Annotated in this window: 13 protein-coding genes; 10 read left to right on the forward strand and 3 right to left on the reverse strand. The window is 61.8% G+C overall.

Translation table 11 applies throughout. The features are described from left to right. Nucleotides 1–132 precede the first annotated feature (132 nt). Together pyrG and NKH97_RS16665 are read left to right on the forward strand one after the other, a co-directional pair. The gene (gene pyrG, locus NKH97_RS16660; RefSeq protein WP_352442407.1) at nucleotides 133–1,770 is read left to right on the forward strand and encodes a CTP synthase; all 1,638 of its coding nucleotides are present in this window, start codon (nucleotides 133–135) and stop codon (nucleotides 1,768–1,770) included. A gap of 18 nt (nucleotides 1,771–1,788) precedes the next feature. After that, a complete protein-coding gene (locus tag NKH97_RS16665; protein WP_352442408.1) occupies nucleotides 1,789–2,325 on the forward strand; it encodes a DUF1697 domain-containing protein in 537 nt (178 codons plus the stop codon). Between the two features lie 36 nt (nucleotides 2,326–2,361). On the opposite strand, the gene NKH97_RS16670 is transcribed toward NKH97_RS16665, so the two are convergent. Together NKH97_RS16670 and NKH97_RS16675 are read right to left on the reverse strand one after the other, a co-directional pair. Continuing rightward, nucleotides 2,362–3,819, reverse strand: a complete 1,458-nt coding sequence (locus NKH97_RS16670; protein WP_352442409.1) for an NCS1 family nucleobase:cation symporter-1 — start codon at nucleotides 3,817–3,819, stop codon at nucleotides 2,362–2,364. 244 nt (nucleotides 3,820–4,063) lie between these two features. Further along, a complete protein-coding gene (locus NKH97_RS16675; protein WP_352774271.1) occupies nucleotides 4,064–4,966 on the reverse strand; it encodes a LysR family transcriptional regulator in 903 nt (300 codons plus the stop codon). A 246-nt stretch (nucleotides 4,967–5,212) separates the two neighbouring features. Between NKH97_RS16675 and NKH97_RS16680 the strand changes: the two genes are divergently transcribed. The 8 genes from NKH97_RS16680 (at nucleotide 5,213) to NKH97_RS16715 (ending at nucleotide 13,787) form a co-directional block, all read left to right on the forward strand. After that, nucleotides 5,213–6,727 (forward strand): leucyl aminopeptidase, encoded by a 1,515-nt coding sequence (locus tag NKH97_RS16680; protein WP_352797987.1) that lies wholly within the window; start codon nucleotides 5,213–5,215, stop codon nucleotides 6,725–6,727. A gap of 54 nt (nucleotides 6,728–6,781) precedes the next feature. Then, nucleotides 6,782–7,687 carry a proline iminopeptidase-family hydrolase gene (locus NKH97_RS16685; protein ID WP_352612261.1) on the forward strand — a complete coding sequence of 302 codons (906 nt, stop codon included), beginning with the start codon at nucleotides 6,782–6,784 and terminating at the stop codon, nucleotides 7,685–7,687. A 19-nt stretch (nucleotides 7,688–7,706) separates the two neighbouring features. Continuing rightward, nucleotides 7,707–9,368 (forward strand): ABC transporter substrate-binding protein, encoded by a 1,662-nt coding sequence (locus NKH97_RS16690; RefSeq protein WP_352612259.1) that lies wholly within the window; start codon nucleotides 7,707–7,709, stop codon nucleotides 9,366–9,368. Nucleotides 9,369–9,407: 39 nt separating this feature from the next. After that, nucleotides 9,408–10,424: an ABC transporter permease gene (locus NKH97_RS16695; RefSeq protein ID WP_063167981.1), complete on the forward strand. Its 1,017-nt coding sequence runs from the start codon at nucleotides 9,408–9,410 to the stop codon at nucleotides 10,422–10,424. After that, on the forward strand, nucleotides 10,424–11,395 hold the full coding sequence (locus NKH97_RS16700) for an ABC transporter permease (RefSeq protein WP_352797992.1): 972 nt from the start codon (nucleotides 10,424–10,426) through the stop codon (nucleotides 11,393–11,395). Before NKH97_RS16695 ends, NKH97_RS16700 begins: the two co-directional genes overlap by 1 nt. Then, entirely contained in the window at nucleotides 11,392–12,351 is a 960-nt protein-coding gene (locus tag NKH97_RS16705; RefSeq protein WP_013531724.1) for an ABC transporter ATP-binding protein, read from the forward strand. Before NKH97_RS16700 ends, NKH97_RS16705 begins: the two co-directional genes overlap by 4 nt. An 8-nt stretch (nucleotides 12,352–12,359) precedes the next feature. Beyond that, on the forward strand, nucleotides 12,360–13,346 hold the full coding sequence (locus NKH97_RS16710) for an ABC transporter ATP-binding protein (protein ID WP_023813930.1): 987 nt from the start codon (nucleotides 12,360–12,362) through the stop codon (nucleotides 13,344–13,346). A gap of 138 nt (nucleotides 13,347–13,484) precedes the next feature. Continuing rightward, nucleotides 13,485–13,787 (forward strand): DUF982 domain-containing protein, encoded by a 303-nt coding sequence (locus NKH97_RS16715; RefSeq protein WP_023813931.1) that lies wholly within the window; start codon nucleotides 13,485–13,487, stop codon nucleotides 13,785–13,787. Nucleotides 13,788–13,894: 107 nt separating this feature from the next. Here NKH97_RS16715 and NKH97_RS16720 read toward each other — a convergent pair whose 3' ends face one another. Further along, nucleotides 13,895–14,698 (reverse strand): DUF1194 domain-containing protein, encoded by an 804-nt coding sequence (locus tag NKH97_RS16720; protein ID WP_023813932.1) that lies wholly within the window; start codon nucleotides 14,696–14,698, stop codon nucleotides 13,895–13,897. Nucleotides 14,699–14,731: the final 33 nt, after the last annotated feature.

Here is a 14,731-nt window from a genome sequence, read left to right on the forward strand (position 1 = left end):
TCGTCATCCTGCCGAAAGGGCCGGCTCAGCCGGCCCTTTTGTTTTGCCCTGTTCACGATCCGAGCGCCTTCTTGGGAAAAAACCTTCGCGGTGGTTTTTTCTCTGGCGGAATCAATCCGGCCGCGTTAAGCGATGACTCCCATGGCGCGATATGTATTCATCACAGGCGGCGTGGTTTCCTCACTTGGAAAAGGCATAGCCGCAGCGGCCCTTGGGGCTCTCCTGCAGGCGCGAGGCTATCGCGCACGCATCAAAAAACTCGACCCCTACCTCAATGTCGATCCGGGCACGATGTCGCCGTACCAGCATGGCGAGGTTTTCGTCACTGATGATGGCGCGGAAACCGATCTCGATCTTGGCCATTACGAGCGCTTCACCGGCCGCTCCGCCAATCAGCAGGACAACATCACCACCGGCCGCATCTACAAGAACATCATCGAGCGTGAGCGGCGCGGCGATTATCTCGGCGCAACCGTGCAGGTCATTCCGCACGTCACCGACGAGATCAAGAATTTCGTCCTCAACGGCAATGACGACTATGATTTCGTGCTTTGCGAGATCGGCGGCACGGTCGGCGACATCGAGGCGATGCCGTTCCTGGAAGCGATACGCCAGCTCGGCAACGACCTGCCGCGCAACAACGCCGTTTACGTGCATCTGACGCTGATGCCCTACATCCCGACAGCGGGCGAGCTGAAGACCAAGCCGACTCAGCATTCGGTCAAGGAGCTGCGCGGCATCGGCATCGCGCCCGACATCCTGCTGGTCCGCGCCGACCGCGCCATCCCCAAGGAAGAACGCAGAAAATTGTCGCTGTTCTGCAACGTCCGCGAGAGCGCTGTGATCCAGGCGCTCGACGTGCCGCATATCTACGACGTGCCGATGGCATACCACAAGGAAGGGCTCGATTCGGAAGTGCTGGCCGCCTTCGGCATCGATCCGGCGCCGAAGCCGCGCATGGAGCCCTGGCAGGCGGTGTCCAACCGCATCCACAATCCGGAAGGCGAGGTCACCATCGCCGTGGTCGGCAAATATACCGGCCTCAAGGATGCCTACAAATCGCTGATCGAGGCGCTCTCGCATGGCGGCCTGGCCAACCACGTCAAGGTCAAGCTCGACTGGATCGAATCGGAGATCTTCGAAAAGGAGGATCCGACGCCATGGCTGGAAAAGGTGCATGGCATCCTGGTTCCCGGCGGCTTTGGCGAGCGCGGTGCCGAAGGCAAGATCCTGGCGGCGAAGTTCGCGCGCGAGCGCAAGGTGCCGTATTTCGGCATCTGCTTCGGCATGCAGATGGCTTGCATCGAGGCCGCGCGGTCGCTGGCCGGCGTCGAGCATGCGTCTTCGACCGAGTTTGGTCCGACCGAGGAACCGGTCGTCGGCCTGATGACCGAATGGCTGAAAGGCAACATGCTGGAGAAGCGCCGCGAAACCGGCGATCTCGGCGGCACGATGCGGCTCGGCGCCTATCAAGCCGAACTCGCCAAGGGCTCCAAGATCGCCGAGATTTACGGCGACACACAGATTTTCGAGCGCCATCGCCACCGCTACGAGGTCAATGTCGACTACAAGGAGCGGCTCGAAGATTGCGGCCTGGTGTTTGCCGGCATGTCGCCCGACGGCGTGCTGCCGGAGACGGTCGAGTATCCAGACCACCCCTGGTTCATCGGCGTGCAATATCATCCGGAACTGAAAAGCCGGCCGCTCGACCCGCATCCGCTGTTCGCCAGTTTCATCGAGGCGGCGGTGGAGCAGAGCCGGTTGGTGTAGCGATCAGGTCGGGCGGCAATGCAGACCTATGTCGCGCTGCTTTACAGCATCATCCTGGGCGAGGGCCGCCGGGTCGTCATGGCCGACCTCAAGGCTATGGCCGAAGAGCTCGGGCTGAACAACCCGCGCACGCTGGTGTCGACGGGCAATCTGGTCTTCGAGGCACCGGCAACTGATATCGCCGACCTCGAACGGTGGTTGGAGGCAGCCTTTGAAAAAACCTTCGGCCGCCATGTCGATATCCTCGTGCGCGGTGCCCAGGACTGGCTGAAGCTTGCCGCCGGCAATCCGTTCCCGGCCGATTCGGCTAAAGCAGGCGATCAGGTGGCCGTACGGGTGATGCGCAAGCCTGCGCCCGTGGAGGCCGTGAAGGGGCTCCAAGCCTATGCCGGCGAGGATGAAAAAGTGACTTCGGTCGGCGGCGACATCTGGGTCGTATTTTCACGCGAGAGGACAAGCTCGCGGCTGCTCGCGGCAATGAATCACAAGCGCATGGGCACGGGCACGTCGCGCAACTGGAACACAGTGCGCAGATTGGCCGAGATGCTCGGGTAGTTCGGGGCGGCTTTGCGCCGCCCCGAATGACGCCCGTCAGGCTTTCGCGGTCCTGGCGCCGGCGCCTAAAGCGGCGGTGCGTAGCACGTAGTAGATGATGCCGGCGATCGCCACGCCGAAGAACCAGCCATAGACGCCCCACCAGGACGGCAGCCAGTTGGTGAAGTTGGGCAGGATCGACGAGAAGATGGCGCCGATGCCGGCGGCGATGAATGCATTGACGTGCCAGCCGCCCTGGAAACGGAACTCGCCGTCTTCGCGGTAAAGCGCCTCAACGTCGATCTCACCCTTCCGGATCAGGTAGTAGTCGACCATCATCACCCCGAAGATCGGCCCCATCGTCGCGCCGATGATGTTGACGAAGGAAGCGGCACTGCCTTCCCATGGCGCGAAGGGATAGAGCAGCAGGGCAATGACGGCCGCGATATAGCCGCCCTTCTTGAAGTCGATCTGCCTGGGGAAGACGTTGGAGAAGTCGAAGGCCGGCGAGACGAAATTGGCGACCACGTTGATGCCCAGGGTCGCAACCGCAAAGGTCAGGGCTGCGAGCGCCGCCAGGAACCAGCTGTCGAATTTCGCCGAGATCTGGTCGGGATGCAGCAGCACCTCGCCATAGACGTCAAAGGCGGCAATGGTGGTGACGCCGGCGACCAGCGAGAACAGGATGAGGTTGATCGGCAGGCCCCAGATGTTGCCCTTGCGCAGCGATGCCTTGTCCGGCGCGTAACGGGCGAAATCGCAGAAGTTGAGATAGAGCGCCGAGAAATAGGTGACCCAGATTGCTGCCACCGCAAACAGCGAAGTCCACGAGCCGGGCGTGCCGGGCACGCCCGCGTCCTTCGTCTTGTCCAGCAACACGTCCATCGGGATGTCGCTGGTGAAGGCAAATCTCCCGGATTTGACGCAGAGATAGATCGCCAGGATCAGCATCATCACCCACACTGCGGGGCCGGCCCAGTCCTGGAAGCGGCGCACCGTTTCCATGCCGTTCTGGATGATCAGCAGTTGCAGCCCCCAGATGACCACGAAGCAGATCACCTCCAGGCCGGTATGGCCGAGGAAATGCGTGCTGGCGTTGAAATCGGCGAACCACTGCGTGCGGATCAGCAGCGCCACGATCGCGCCCGAGGCGGCGGCCGTCTGCGCGCCGTACCAGAAGCAGGCGACGATGGCGCGCACCAGTGCCGGTATGTTGGCGCCCCAGATGCCGAAAGAGGCGCGGGCAAGCACGGGGTAGGGCACGCCCGTCTTCACGCCGGCATAGCCGACCATGTTCATCAGCACATAGATGATCAGCGATCCGATGCCTATGGCGATGATGAAATTGACGAAGCCGCCGCAAAACAGGAACAGACTGGCGGCAAGATAGTAGCCCCAAAGGCTGTGGACGTCCGATGTCCAGACGTTGAAGATCGAGAATGGTCCCCAGTTTCGCACTTTGGCCGGAGCCAGATCCTCGTTGTACAGATCAGGTGAAGCACCCTGTATCGTCATGGCAATGTTCCCCTTTTGCAGCACGCGCCCTCACGCGTTGGCCGCGTGCAGGTTAAGCCTGCCGCAGGGGAACCGACAAGCAACCTATTTGCCGGCTTTGGCCTTAAAGATATTCAATGAGAACTGCGATTATCGATGCAAGGCGATGGTGGGTCATCGCTGAACCCGGCACGGATGATTCGAAGTTCGACACCAGGATTTCAATCTGAAGCGGTGGCTGCCGACACCTTCGGTAGGGGGCCATCTAAGCGATGGCCATCACCTGCTTGTGGTCCGCGACTTCGGCGAGCAGCCAATCCTGAAACAGGCCGGTGCCTGGTTTGTTGCCGATGCTGCGACGCTGATGCAGGTAAATGCCGGCCGGATAGGTGTGACGGACATGGAACGGCGCGACCAGTTTGCCTTGCTGTAGAAAATCTTGCGCCATGATCGTGTCCGCAAGCGCTATTCCGGCGCCATTGATCGCTTCGCGCATGATCAGGGTGCAATCATCCAGTGTCGTGCTGGATTTTGGCGTCGTTTCCAGAACGCCTTCCTGCTCCAGCCAACGCTTCCATCTCATGGTTTCGCATTCATGGATCAGATGATGATTGACCAGATCGGCCGGCGATCGCAGCGGCACAGGCCCCTCCAAAAGCGAAGGCGCACAGACGGGGGTCAAAAGCAGCGGGATCAGCAGCGTCAAAGCCGGGCCGGCCTTGTAGACGAACTCGTCGATAATGGCCAAATCGAAGTTGGCGCGCTTGCCTGAAGTGGAGATCTCCAGATCCACCGACGGATGCAATCGGCGAAAGTTCGGCAACCGGTCCGCCAGCCAAAGGTTCAGAACGGTGGGCACGCACAAGACCCGGACCCGTTGGATCTTGCCGTGGCGCGACCCCTCGGACAGGCTGACGTCATCGGTGGCGCGCCAGATGGCTTCGAACGCCTCCGAGAGGCTGCGCGCATAGTAGGAGCCCCTGATGGTTGGCGTTATCTGGCGAAAACCGCGTTCGAACAGGTCCTGGCCAAGATTTCGTTCAAGCGCGCGGATGTGGCGGCTGACAGCCGAGGGTGTCAGATGCAGTTCTTCCGCCGCGTCCTTTACGCTGCCGAGGCGAGCGGCGGCCTCGAAAGCGCGCATGCCATTGAGTGAGGGAAGGGCCATTGGCCGATCATGAATTGTCAGTTGAGTTTTTGTCAATCGACATGGGCAGAATTCGCGTTTGATCGCCTGCCCCGTTAGGGGATACCCAGAAGACAAGAGCAATTAAGTCGTCTCAAGAAAGCGACTGTTTGGGGACCGGCATTATACCACGAACGGCGGAGACCGGCTTGACCAGTCTCCACCGGGGCGAGCGAAGCGTTGCTCGCTACCGGCTGGTGTTGCCGCAATTGGAGAGAGCGCCAGCCTATGCCTCAATCGCCAGCGCCGGTTTTCGAGACCGCGGACGAGATTTCCGCCGAAGCCTCTGTCGTCGTGATTTTGCAAACTGCCCACACGGGCTTTGGCCCGCGGGCAGTCGCCATGGATGCCGAGATGAGCGGGATTCTCTCTCGCGCCTGCTCCGACCCGGCCGCCTTGGCCGAATCCGGCACCTGCATCGATCTTATTGCTCCTCAGGCCGTATCGACCAAGCGCGTGGTCGTCCTGGCCTTGGGCAAAGCTGAAACGGTAACCGCCCTGTCGTTGGCACGCGCCGGCGGTCTGCTTGCCGCGCATCTGGAGGGCAAGGGAGAATGCGCGGCCACGCTGGTCCTGGACCCCATCGCCGGCGTTGACCTGCCCGGAGCCGAAATCCTGGCGCGTGTCGCGCTCGGCATGCGGCTACGCCGCTATCGTTTCGACATGCGCAACCGGCGGCAAGGAGCAGGAGCGGATCGAACCTTGCGGGTGAAATTGGTCGGGGCCGGCGGCCCGGATCTGACCGCGGCGCTGGCGCGGATCAATGCCATCGCCGACGGCGTGGAATATGCACGCACCCTGGTCAACCTGCCGCCGAACCATCTCCATCCCGACAATTTCCACGATCATCTGGAGCCGCTGCGTGAAGCCGGCATCGACATCGAAATGCTCGATGCCGCGCAACTGAAGGAGCTCGGCATGAACGCGCTTCTTGCTGTTGGATCGGGCTCGGCGCGCCCGCCCCGGGTCGCTGTCCTGCGTTACCGGGGCAAGGGTGCGCCCGCTCAACCACTCGCTTTCGTCGGCAAGGGCGTCTGCTTCGATTCGGGAGGCCTCTGCATCAAGGGCGGAGCGCAAATGTTCGACATGAAAGCCGACATGGGCGGAGCGGCCGCTGTGGTCGGCCTGCTGATCGCGCTCGCCCGGCAAGGCAGCCCGGTACATGTTGTCGGTGTTCTCGGCATCGCCGAGAACATGCCATCCGGCACCGCGCTCAAACCGCGCGACATCATCACGACGGCGTCCGGACAGACCGTGGAAGTGTTCGACACGGATGCGGAAGGACGCCTGCTTCTGGCCGACTGCCTCCACTATGCAGCCACGCGCTTCAACCCTTCGGTGATCGTCGATCTGGCGACGCTGACCTATTCGGTGACGCGTGGCCTGGGGTCGATATTCGCCGGCCTGTTCAGCACCGACGATGCCATCGCGTCACAGATGATCGCGGCCGGAGAAGCGGTCGGCGAACGGTTCTGGCGGCTGCCGCTCGACCGGGCCTATGATGAGGGTCTGCAATCGCCGTTCGCGGACCTGCGGCATCATGCCAAGGACATGGAAGACGGCGACGCTCCCTATGCGGCGGCCTTCCTGCGTCACTTCACTGAAGACCGCCCCTGGGTGCATCTCGACATCGCCAGCAAGGAACTGACCGACACCGATCGGCCTCTGGGCAGGCAAGGCGCCACGGCATTTGGCGTGCAGATGCTGGAAGAGTGGGTGCAGGTCAGCCGAAACATGAGTTAGGCGCCCGCAGTCACGGACAAATACAAGATGCCTTCAACCGCACTGGGAACTGGGATGTCATCTGAGATCATCGGCATGGAAGGACGGGCCGCTTTCGGGGCCCACGAGACCTGGTATCGGGTCAGTGGCGAACTCGGTGGCGAAAAGGCGCCGGTGGTGATCCTGCATGGCGGCCCGGGCGTCGCCCACAATTATGTCGATGCCTACAAGCTTCTTGCGCGCAGGGATCGCGCCATCATTCATTATGACCAGTTGGGCTGCGGCAATTCCACCTTACTGCCTGAGAAGGGCGCCGATTTCTGGACACCTGGGCTGTTCATCGACGAGCTTGAAAACCTGGTCGACCATCTCGGCATTCGGGCGGGCTTCCACGTGCTCGGCCAGAGCTGGGGCGGCATGCTGGGCGCCGAATATGCCGTGACGCGGCCGAAGGGTCTGAAATCGCTGACCATTGCCAACTCACCGGCGTCCATGAAACTGTGGGTCGAAGAGGCCAACCGGTTGCGTGCGGATCTGCCCGCCGATGTGCAGGAGACTCTGACCCGGCACGAGCAGGCCGGCACGACGGACGATGCGGCGTACCAGGCGGCGACGATGGTGTTCTACGAGCGGCATGTCTGCCGGGTCGTGCCTTTCCCGCCCGAAGTCACGGAAAGTTTCGCCCAGGTCGTGCGCAATCCGACCGTCTATAATCTGATGAATGGGCCGAACGAGTTCCATGTCATCGGAACGCTGAAGAACTGGAGCATCGTCGAGCGCCTGCCGGCCATCGATGTTCCCACACTGATCATCTCCGGACGTCACGACGAGGCCACGCCCGCGACCGTGCAGCCCTACAAGGACGGCATCAAGGGGTCTCGCTGGGAGATATTCGAGCATTCCAGCCACATGCCGCATGTCGAAGAGCAAGATGCGTGCATGCGGGTGGTGGGAGACTTCCTGGACCACAACGATAACTGAAAAAAAGGGGAATGAAGACATGAAGAAACTGCTTCTGGCGGCAACAGCCGCGGCATTGCTGGCCGGTACATGGCTGGCCCCGGCACAGGCCGAATATCTCAAGGAGCACCGAGGCGGCACCATCCGCCTGCTGGCCCGCTCCGCGGCCGGAACGCTCGATCCGCACATCAATTACACGGACCAGGGCTGGCAGATGTACCAGCCGATCTATGACGGCCTGGTGGCCTTCCGCAAGGCCGAGGGCATGGACGGCTTCACCATCGTTCCCGATCTGGCCGAGGCCCTGCCGCAGGTCAGCAATGACGGTAAGACCTTCACCTTCAAGCTGCGCAAGGGCATCAAGTTCTCCAGCGGCCAGGATCTTGGCGTGAAGGACGTCGTCGCTTCCTTCCAGCGCATCTTCAAGGTTTCCGGACCCACCTCCGGCACGTTCTATGCTGGCATCGTCGGCGCGGACAAATGCCTGGCCGACACCAAGAGCTGCACGCTGGAAGGCGGCGTTGTCGGCGACGAAGCGGCCGGCACCATCACCATCAACATCACCAAGCCGGATGCCGAGCTGCTCTACAAGCTTGCCTTGCCGCATGCCGTGGTCCTGCCGGCGGACACGCCCGCCGAAGACATGGGTTCCAAGCCCATTCCCAGCACCGGCGCGTACATGATCTCCGCCTTCGACCCCAATAAGGGCATGACGGTTTCCCGCAACCCCAATTTCAAGCAGTGGAGCGAAGAAGCCCAGCCGGACGGCTATCCGGATGTCGTCCAATATGATTTCGGCCTGTCCGAAGAGGCAGCCGTCACCGCGATCCAGAACGGCGAAGCGGACTGGATGTTCGACGCTCTGCCGAGCGACCGCCTCGGCGAACTCGGCAGCAAATCCATGGACCAGTTGCACATCTCGCCGCTTTCGGCGTGGTGGTACGCGCCGCTGAACAACCGTCTCGCGCCCTTCGACAATGAAAAAGCGCGCCAGGCCGTTGCCTATGCGATCGACCGCAACACGCTGGTCAAGCTGTTCGGTGGCAAGGTGTTGGCCTCGCCGGTCTGCCAGGTCCTGCCGCCGGACTTCCCCGGCCATGAAGACTATTGCCCCTTCACCAAGAATCCGGGCGCCAAATGGTCGGCCGGAGACCTCGACAAGGCAAAGCAGCTCGTCGAGGACTCCGGCACCAAGGGCCAGAAGGTGACGATCATCGTCGAGGACACCGCCATTTCGCGGTCCATCGGCGTCTATCTGCAGAGCGTGCTGACCAGCATCGGCTATGTCGCCGACGTCAAGCCGATCTCGTCGAACATCCAGTTTACCTACATCCAGAACACCAACAACAAGGTGCAGATGTCCGTCACCCAGTGGTACAAGGACTATCCTGCGGCCTCGGATTTCCTGAACATCCTGTTCAGCTGCGCCTCCTTCCGTGAAGGCTCGGACGCCTCGATCAACATCGCCGGCTTCTGCGACAAGGAAATCGACGCCAAGATGCAAAAAGCATTGGACCTCGGCGTCACCGACCAGAAAGCCGCCGACAAAATGTGGGCTGAAATCGACAGGCAAGTCACCGACAAGGCACCCGCCGTTGGCCTCTTCACGCCGAAGCGGCTTGACTTTGTCAGCAAACGTCTCGGCAATTTCAAGTTCAACCGGCAGTTCAACTGGATGATCACCCAATCCTGGGTACAGTAATGGCCTGGGTGCAGTAACGAACCGCGGAGGGGCACGTCCGTGTCGAACGTAGCTGTCGCCGCGCCGCGCAAGACGCGAGGGCCCTGGGCCGTCGCGTTTGCGAAGCTGGCAAGGGACAGGGCTGCCATGGCGTCGCTGGCCGTGTTCCTCCTCATCGTGCTTGCCTGCCTCAGTGCGCCTCTTTATGCAAAATGGGCAGGCGTGGACCCCTTCGCCTCGACGCTCGACGCCGTCATCCAGATCGACGGTGCCGACGTTCCAGTGATGGAACAATCGACGGAAGGGCTCGGGCTTGGCTACACACCGCTCGGCCCGACCTGGCGGCTGGGCAATTATTTCCTCGGCGCCGACAGCCAGGGGCGCGATGTCATGGCCAGGATGCTCTATGGCGGGCTGAGCTCGTTGCTGATCTCCGGAGCAGCCACCATCTTCACCCTGATCCTGGGCACGGCGGCGGGATTGATCGCCGGCTATTTCGGCGGCGTCACCGACACGGTGCTATCGCGGTTCCTCGACATACTGTGGGCGTTCCCGATCTATCTGCTGGCGATTTCGCTCTCCATCGTCACCATCGCGCATGGCATCACGATCGGACCGATCCAGATCGAGTCCGGCAGTCTGTGGCTGCCTGTCATCATCATCGGCATCGTCTACGTGCCCTATGTGGCCCGCCCAATCCGCGGGCAGGTTCTGGCACTGCGTAAAAGCGAGTTCGTGCTGGCCGCGATCAATCTGGGCGTGCCGGGATGGCGCATCCTGTGGCGCGACATCCTGCCCAACGTTACCACCACGCTCATCGTCTTCGTGCCGCTGATGATGGCGCTGAACATGCTTACGGAATCGGCGCTTTCCTTCCTTTCGATCGGCGTGCAGCCGCCGGCCGCGAGCTGGGGCACCATCATCCAGGACGGACAGGCGCTGCTTTACACCAGGCCATTGGTGGCGCTGGTGCCGGGGCTGGCGATCGCGGTTTCCGTCATGGCGCTCAATGTCTTCGGCGACGGCCTGCGCGACGCGCTCGATCCGCGCTCCAAGGTTCGGCTGGGGCGCGACTGATGATCTACGCCATCCTGCGCCGTTTCGGCCAGATGCTGTTCGTGATGTTCGGCATCTCGGTCATCGTCTTCCTGATTTTCTTCGCAACGCCGGGCGCCGACCCGGCGGCGCGCATCGCCGGCCGCAATGCATCGCCCGAAGTGCTGGAGGCGGTACGCCACAGCTTCGGCTTCGACCGGCCGCTCTACGTGCAATATGTGACGATGATGGAGAAGATCTTCGTCACCGGCGACCTGACCTCCTTCGCCAATCGTGGCTGGAAGGTGGTGCCGGCGGTCATGGATTCCATCCCGGTCACACTCTCGCTGGTGTTCGGAGCGGCGATCCTGTGGGTGGTCGTCTCCATCATCATCGGCATCGCCGCCGCCGCCACGCGCGGCAGCTGGCTGGACAAGCTGCTGATGGCGCTGGGGCTGCTCGGTATTTCGATGCCGGTGTACTGGCTGGGCGAAGTGATGAACCTGATCACCCAGAGCCGCTACCACGACAGCTGGGCGTTCTCCTGGGTGCCACCGCTCGGCTACAAGAATTTCTCCGACGATCCGAAGGGCTGGTTTCTGACCCTGGTCATTCCCTGGATCACACTGTCCATTCTCTATATCGGCATTTACGGGCGCGTGCTGCGCGCGGCAATCATCGAATCGCTGCAGGAAGACTATATCCGCACGGCCCGGGCCAAGGGGCTGTCGGAAACCCGCATCCTGCTGCGCCATGCCTTGCGCACGTCGCTCATCGCCTTCGTCACTCTGTTCGGCCTGGATTTCGGCGCGCTGGTGGGAGGCTCGGCCTTGCTGACAGAGGTGGTGTTCGGGCTGCACGGCATCGGCAAGCTCACTTATGACGCTCTGCAGAATCTCGATCTGCCGATGATCATGGCGACGGTGATGTATGCGTCCATGTTCGTGGTTATCGCCAATGCGGTCGTAGATTTCGTCTACATCCTTCTCGATCCGCGCCTGAGGACATCATGATACTGTCGGTGCGCGACCTCAGAGTTTCCTTCCGCACAAATGATGGCCTGGTGCGGGCCATCGATGGCGTTTCCTTCGACCTCGAGGAGAGCGAGATCCTCGGTGTCGTCGGTGAGTCCGGTTCCGGCAAGACCGTGTCGCTGCTGGCCGTCATGGGTCTCATCACCGATCCCAACGCCACCATCGAAGGGTCGATCCGCTACAAGGGCCGCGAACTCGTGGGACTGCCCGCACGCGAACTCAGGCGGCTGCGCGGCAACGAGATCGCGATGATCTTCCAGGATCCGATGACCGCATTGACGCCTGTCTACACGATCGGCTGGCAGATCGCCGAACAGATCCGCGCGCATCGCAACATCAGCAAGTCCAAGGCGATGGAGCGCGTCGAGGAACTGCTGGCCGAGGTGAATTTTCCGAACCCGCACGAGGCGATGTCGCGCTACCCGCACCAACTGTCCGGAGGCATGCGTCAACGGGCGGTGATCGCAATGGCTTTGTCCTGCAATCCGGCGCTGCTGGTGGCTGACGAACCGACCACGGCGCTCGACGTCACCGTACAGGCCGGTATTCTCGATCTGGTGCGCAAGCTGCGCGCGACGCACAAGTCGGCGGTCGTCTTCATCACGCATGACATGGGCGTGGTCTCCGAACTCGCCGACCGGGTCATGGTCATGTATGCCGGCCGCGTGGTGGAGCGCGGCAGTCGCGCGGAGCTGTTTTCCGATCCGCGACACCCCTATACGCGCGCGCTGCTGGGTTCGATCCCGCCGCTGACCGGCGAAAAACCACGGCGCCTGCCGGCCATTCCCGGTTCGCCGCCATCATTGCTGCGACTGCCGCAGGGCTGTGCGTTCGGTCCGCGGTGTCCAGTTCACTACGAACCCTGCGAGGCCGGCAAGCCCGATCTCGGGAGCGGCACCCATGCCGCGGCATGCTTCAGGGTGGCACAGGCATGAGCGGACCGATGATCGACAAGAACCGCCCAATCCTCGAGACGCGTTCGCTGGGCAGGCGCTTTTCCATCGGCAGCCGCTTTTCTGCCGAGGGCAAGCGAACCGTCCATGCGGTCGACAATGTTTCCCTGACCGTGTGGCGCGGCGAGACGGTTGGGCTGGTCGGCGAATCCGGATGCGGCAAGTCCACGCTGGCGCGCTGTCTGGTGAGGCTCTACGACATATCGGACGGCGAGCTTCTGTTCGAAGGCAACGACATCACCTCGAAGTCGCTGTCTGAACTCAGGCCGCTGCGGCGGCGCCTGCAAATGGTTTTCCAGGATCCGTCGGCATCGCTCAATCCGCGCCGGCGCGTCGGCGACCTGGTGGCCGAGCCGCTGCGCATCCATGGCAGGCTCTCGTCGAGCGAGATCACCAAACGCGTGGCGGAACTGTTCGACCTTGTCGGCTTGCTGCCGGATCACGTCATGCGGTTTCCGCACGAATTTTCCGGCGGACAACGCCAGCGCGTCGGCATCGCGCGGGCTATTGCATTGAATCCGGACCTTGTGGTCCTGGACGAACCCGTCTCTGCGCTCGACGTGTCGGTGCAGGCGCAAATCGTCAACCTGCTCGCCGATCTGCAGGAGAAGCTCAACCTCACTTACATCTTCATCGCCCACGACCTGTCTGTGGTACGTCAGGTTTCAACCCGCATCGCGGTCATGTATCTCGGCTCGATCGTCGAAGAAGGGCCGGCGGAAGAAGTGTTTGCAGCACCAGCCCATCCCTATAGCCAGGCGCTGATCTCGGCGGTTCCCGTCGTGGAGACGACGCCCGGTGGGACGCGCAAGCGCATCATCCTCACCGGCGACGTACCGAGCCCGCTGAACCCTCCAACCGGCTGCCGTTTCCATCCCCGATGCCCGATCGCGGCGGAGCGCTGCCGTTCGGAGCGGCCGCAGTTACGGGAATACCGGCCCGGTCGCAAAGTCGCCTGCCACTTCCCCACGATGTAGGCGACACTCACCACCGCACGGGTGATCGCCTTCGCCTGACAGATTTCTAAAAAATTCCATTTTTGCCTGGAACCAACCGGCTATTGGCGCGTTTGGTGGGGTTCGATCGAGCGCATTGCGGTCGACCGGGAGGAAACGATGGATCAATTGCATTTCTTTTCGCCCGTGCGGATTTCGCGCGGGCAGGGACACCCTTTGGAAGAAATCGATAGTGTTGCCGAAGCCATGATGTTCTTGCGGAAATGGCCGACGGGACGGCGCGGTCCGGTTTATCAGTGCGCGCTGAATTGTTGCTCGGCCGCCTTGTCGGGCCAGATGTCGGCCGAGGAAGCAAGGAAAGCGTTCACCGGCTTTGCCCGCATCACGCGTCTTCTCGATGACGACATGGCGTTGCCGGTGCCCGGCGAAAGCAAGGCAAGCATACACGCGTTGCGGCGATAGGCTGTTGTCCTGACGGTCCCCACAAGGTCCCGCGCTGCAGCGGGCCGGGCTCTCGTTGTGCAATGCGCTCGGATGGCGCGTCGAAAGTTCGTCCTGTATGGCACACTTCACAGCGGACGGTCGTCGATCATGCTTACTTCAGTCACGAGCTTGCGGCGAAGCGCCATCGTGTAGTCGTCTGGCCCCTTCGGCGTCATGACGAAGGCCTGGGAACCGCCAATGACCGATTCTGCAAAATAGGATGCCAGAGGTTCGTCGGGACTCTCATCCTCCGTCGGGATGGCGATGGCATTGATCGTATATCCCTTGGCTATGGCGTTCGACCTGCTCGGTTGGACGGGAAGCCCGTCGTTGTTCTCGCCGTTGGAGGAGATATCGATGACTTTCTTGGCTGCCTTTCCCGGAAACTGGTCGAGCAGGAGACTGCCGATGTCGATAGCCGAGGAAACGGATGTTCCGCCTCGCCCTCTGCGGATGAAGCCGGTATCGCCTTTCCTGCTGATCACCGCAGCCGCCGCTTTGGCATCTTCCAGTCCGCAGATGCTTGTCCACGGCAGCACGATGCGCGCGTGTCCGGGGCTCGACCATTCAAAGTAGGCAATGCCGATGCAGCCAACGTAATTCCGGCTGATGGCGGCGATGATCTCTGGCGAGGTGAGTGCCGCGGCATGTCCCTCGCGTTGCATATCGGCGATCTTTGGATCGATTGACGACGAGAAATCGACCGCGAACACGATAGCGACGTCAACGTTCGCGGCATGGGCAGAGATCGCCCAAAACATCGAAGCTGCGACTATTCCTGTCACTCTCGAGATTGAACTGACCGGCGTCAGAATGCCCCAACCTTTCGTCCGTACCCGTTCACGAAAGGATAGGGGGCCGGCGTCCTGATGATATACACTGCCAAACATGTCATTCTCCATCTCGACATCCGGTCGTTTCAA

Source organism: Mesorhizobium sp. M0870, assembly GCF_040319775.1.
In the GTDB taxonomy this organism is placed as follows: domain Bacteria; phylum Pseudomonadota; class Alphaproteobacteria; order Rhizobiales; family Rhizobiaceae; genus Mesorhizobium.

Bases quoted from the DNA above. Each gene is read 5' to 3' on its own strand.
- pyrG (WP_352442407.1), top strand. From the start codon at position 133: ATGACTCCCATGGCGCGATATGTATTCATCACAGGCGGCGTGGTTTCC.
- NKH97_RS16665 (WP_352442408.1), top strand. From the start codon at position 1,789: ATGCAGACCTATGTCGCGCTGCTTTACAGCATCATCCTGGGCGAGGGC.
- NKH97_RS16670 (WP_352442409.1), bottom strand. From the start codon at position 3,819: ATGACGATACAGGGTGCTTCACCTGATCTGTACAACGAGGATCTGGCT.
- NKH97_RS16675 (WP_352774271.1), bottom strand. From the start codon at position 4,966: ATGGCCCTTCCCTCACTCAATGGCATGCGCGCTTTCGAGGCCGCCGCT.
- NKH97_RS16680 (WP_352797987.1), top strand. From the start codon at position 5,213: ATGCCTCAATCGCCAGCGCCGGTTTTCGAGACCGCGGACGAGATTTCC.
- NKH97_RS16685 (WP_352612261.1), top strand. From the start codon at position 6,782: ATGTCATCTGAGATCATCGGCATGGAAGGACGGGCCGCTTTCGGGGCC.
- NKH97_RS16690 (WP_352612259.1), top strand. From the start codon at position 7,707: ATGAAGAAACTGCTTCTGGCGGCAACAGCCGCGGCATTGCTGGCCGGT.
- NKH97_RS16700 (WP_352797992.1), top strand. From the start codon at position 10,424: ATGATCTACGCCATCCTGCGCCGTTTCGGCCAGATGCTGTTCGTGATG.
- NKH97_RS16705 (WP_013531724.1), top strand. From the start codon at position 11,392: ATGATACTGTCGGTGCGCGACCTCAGAGTTTCCTTCCGCACAAATGAT.
- NKH97_RS16710 (WP_023813930.1), top strand. From the start codon at position 12,360: ATGATCGACAAGAACCGCCCAATCCTCGAGACGCGTTCGCTGGGCAGG.
- NKH97_RS16715 (WP_023813931.1), top strand. From the start codon at position 13,485: ATGGATCAATTGCATTTCTTTTCGCCCGTGCGGATTTCGCGCGGGCAG.
- NKH97_RS16720 (WP_023813932.1), bottom strand. From the start codon at position 14,698: ATGTTTGGCAGTGTATATCATCAGGACGCCGGCCCCCTATCCTTTCGT.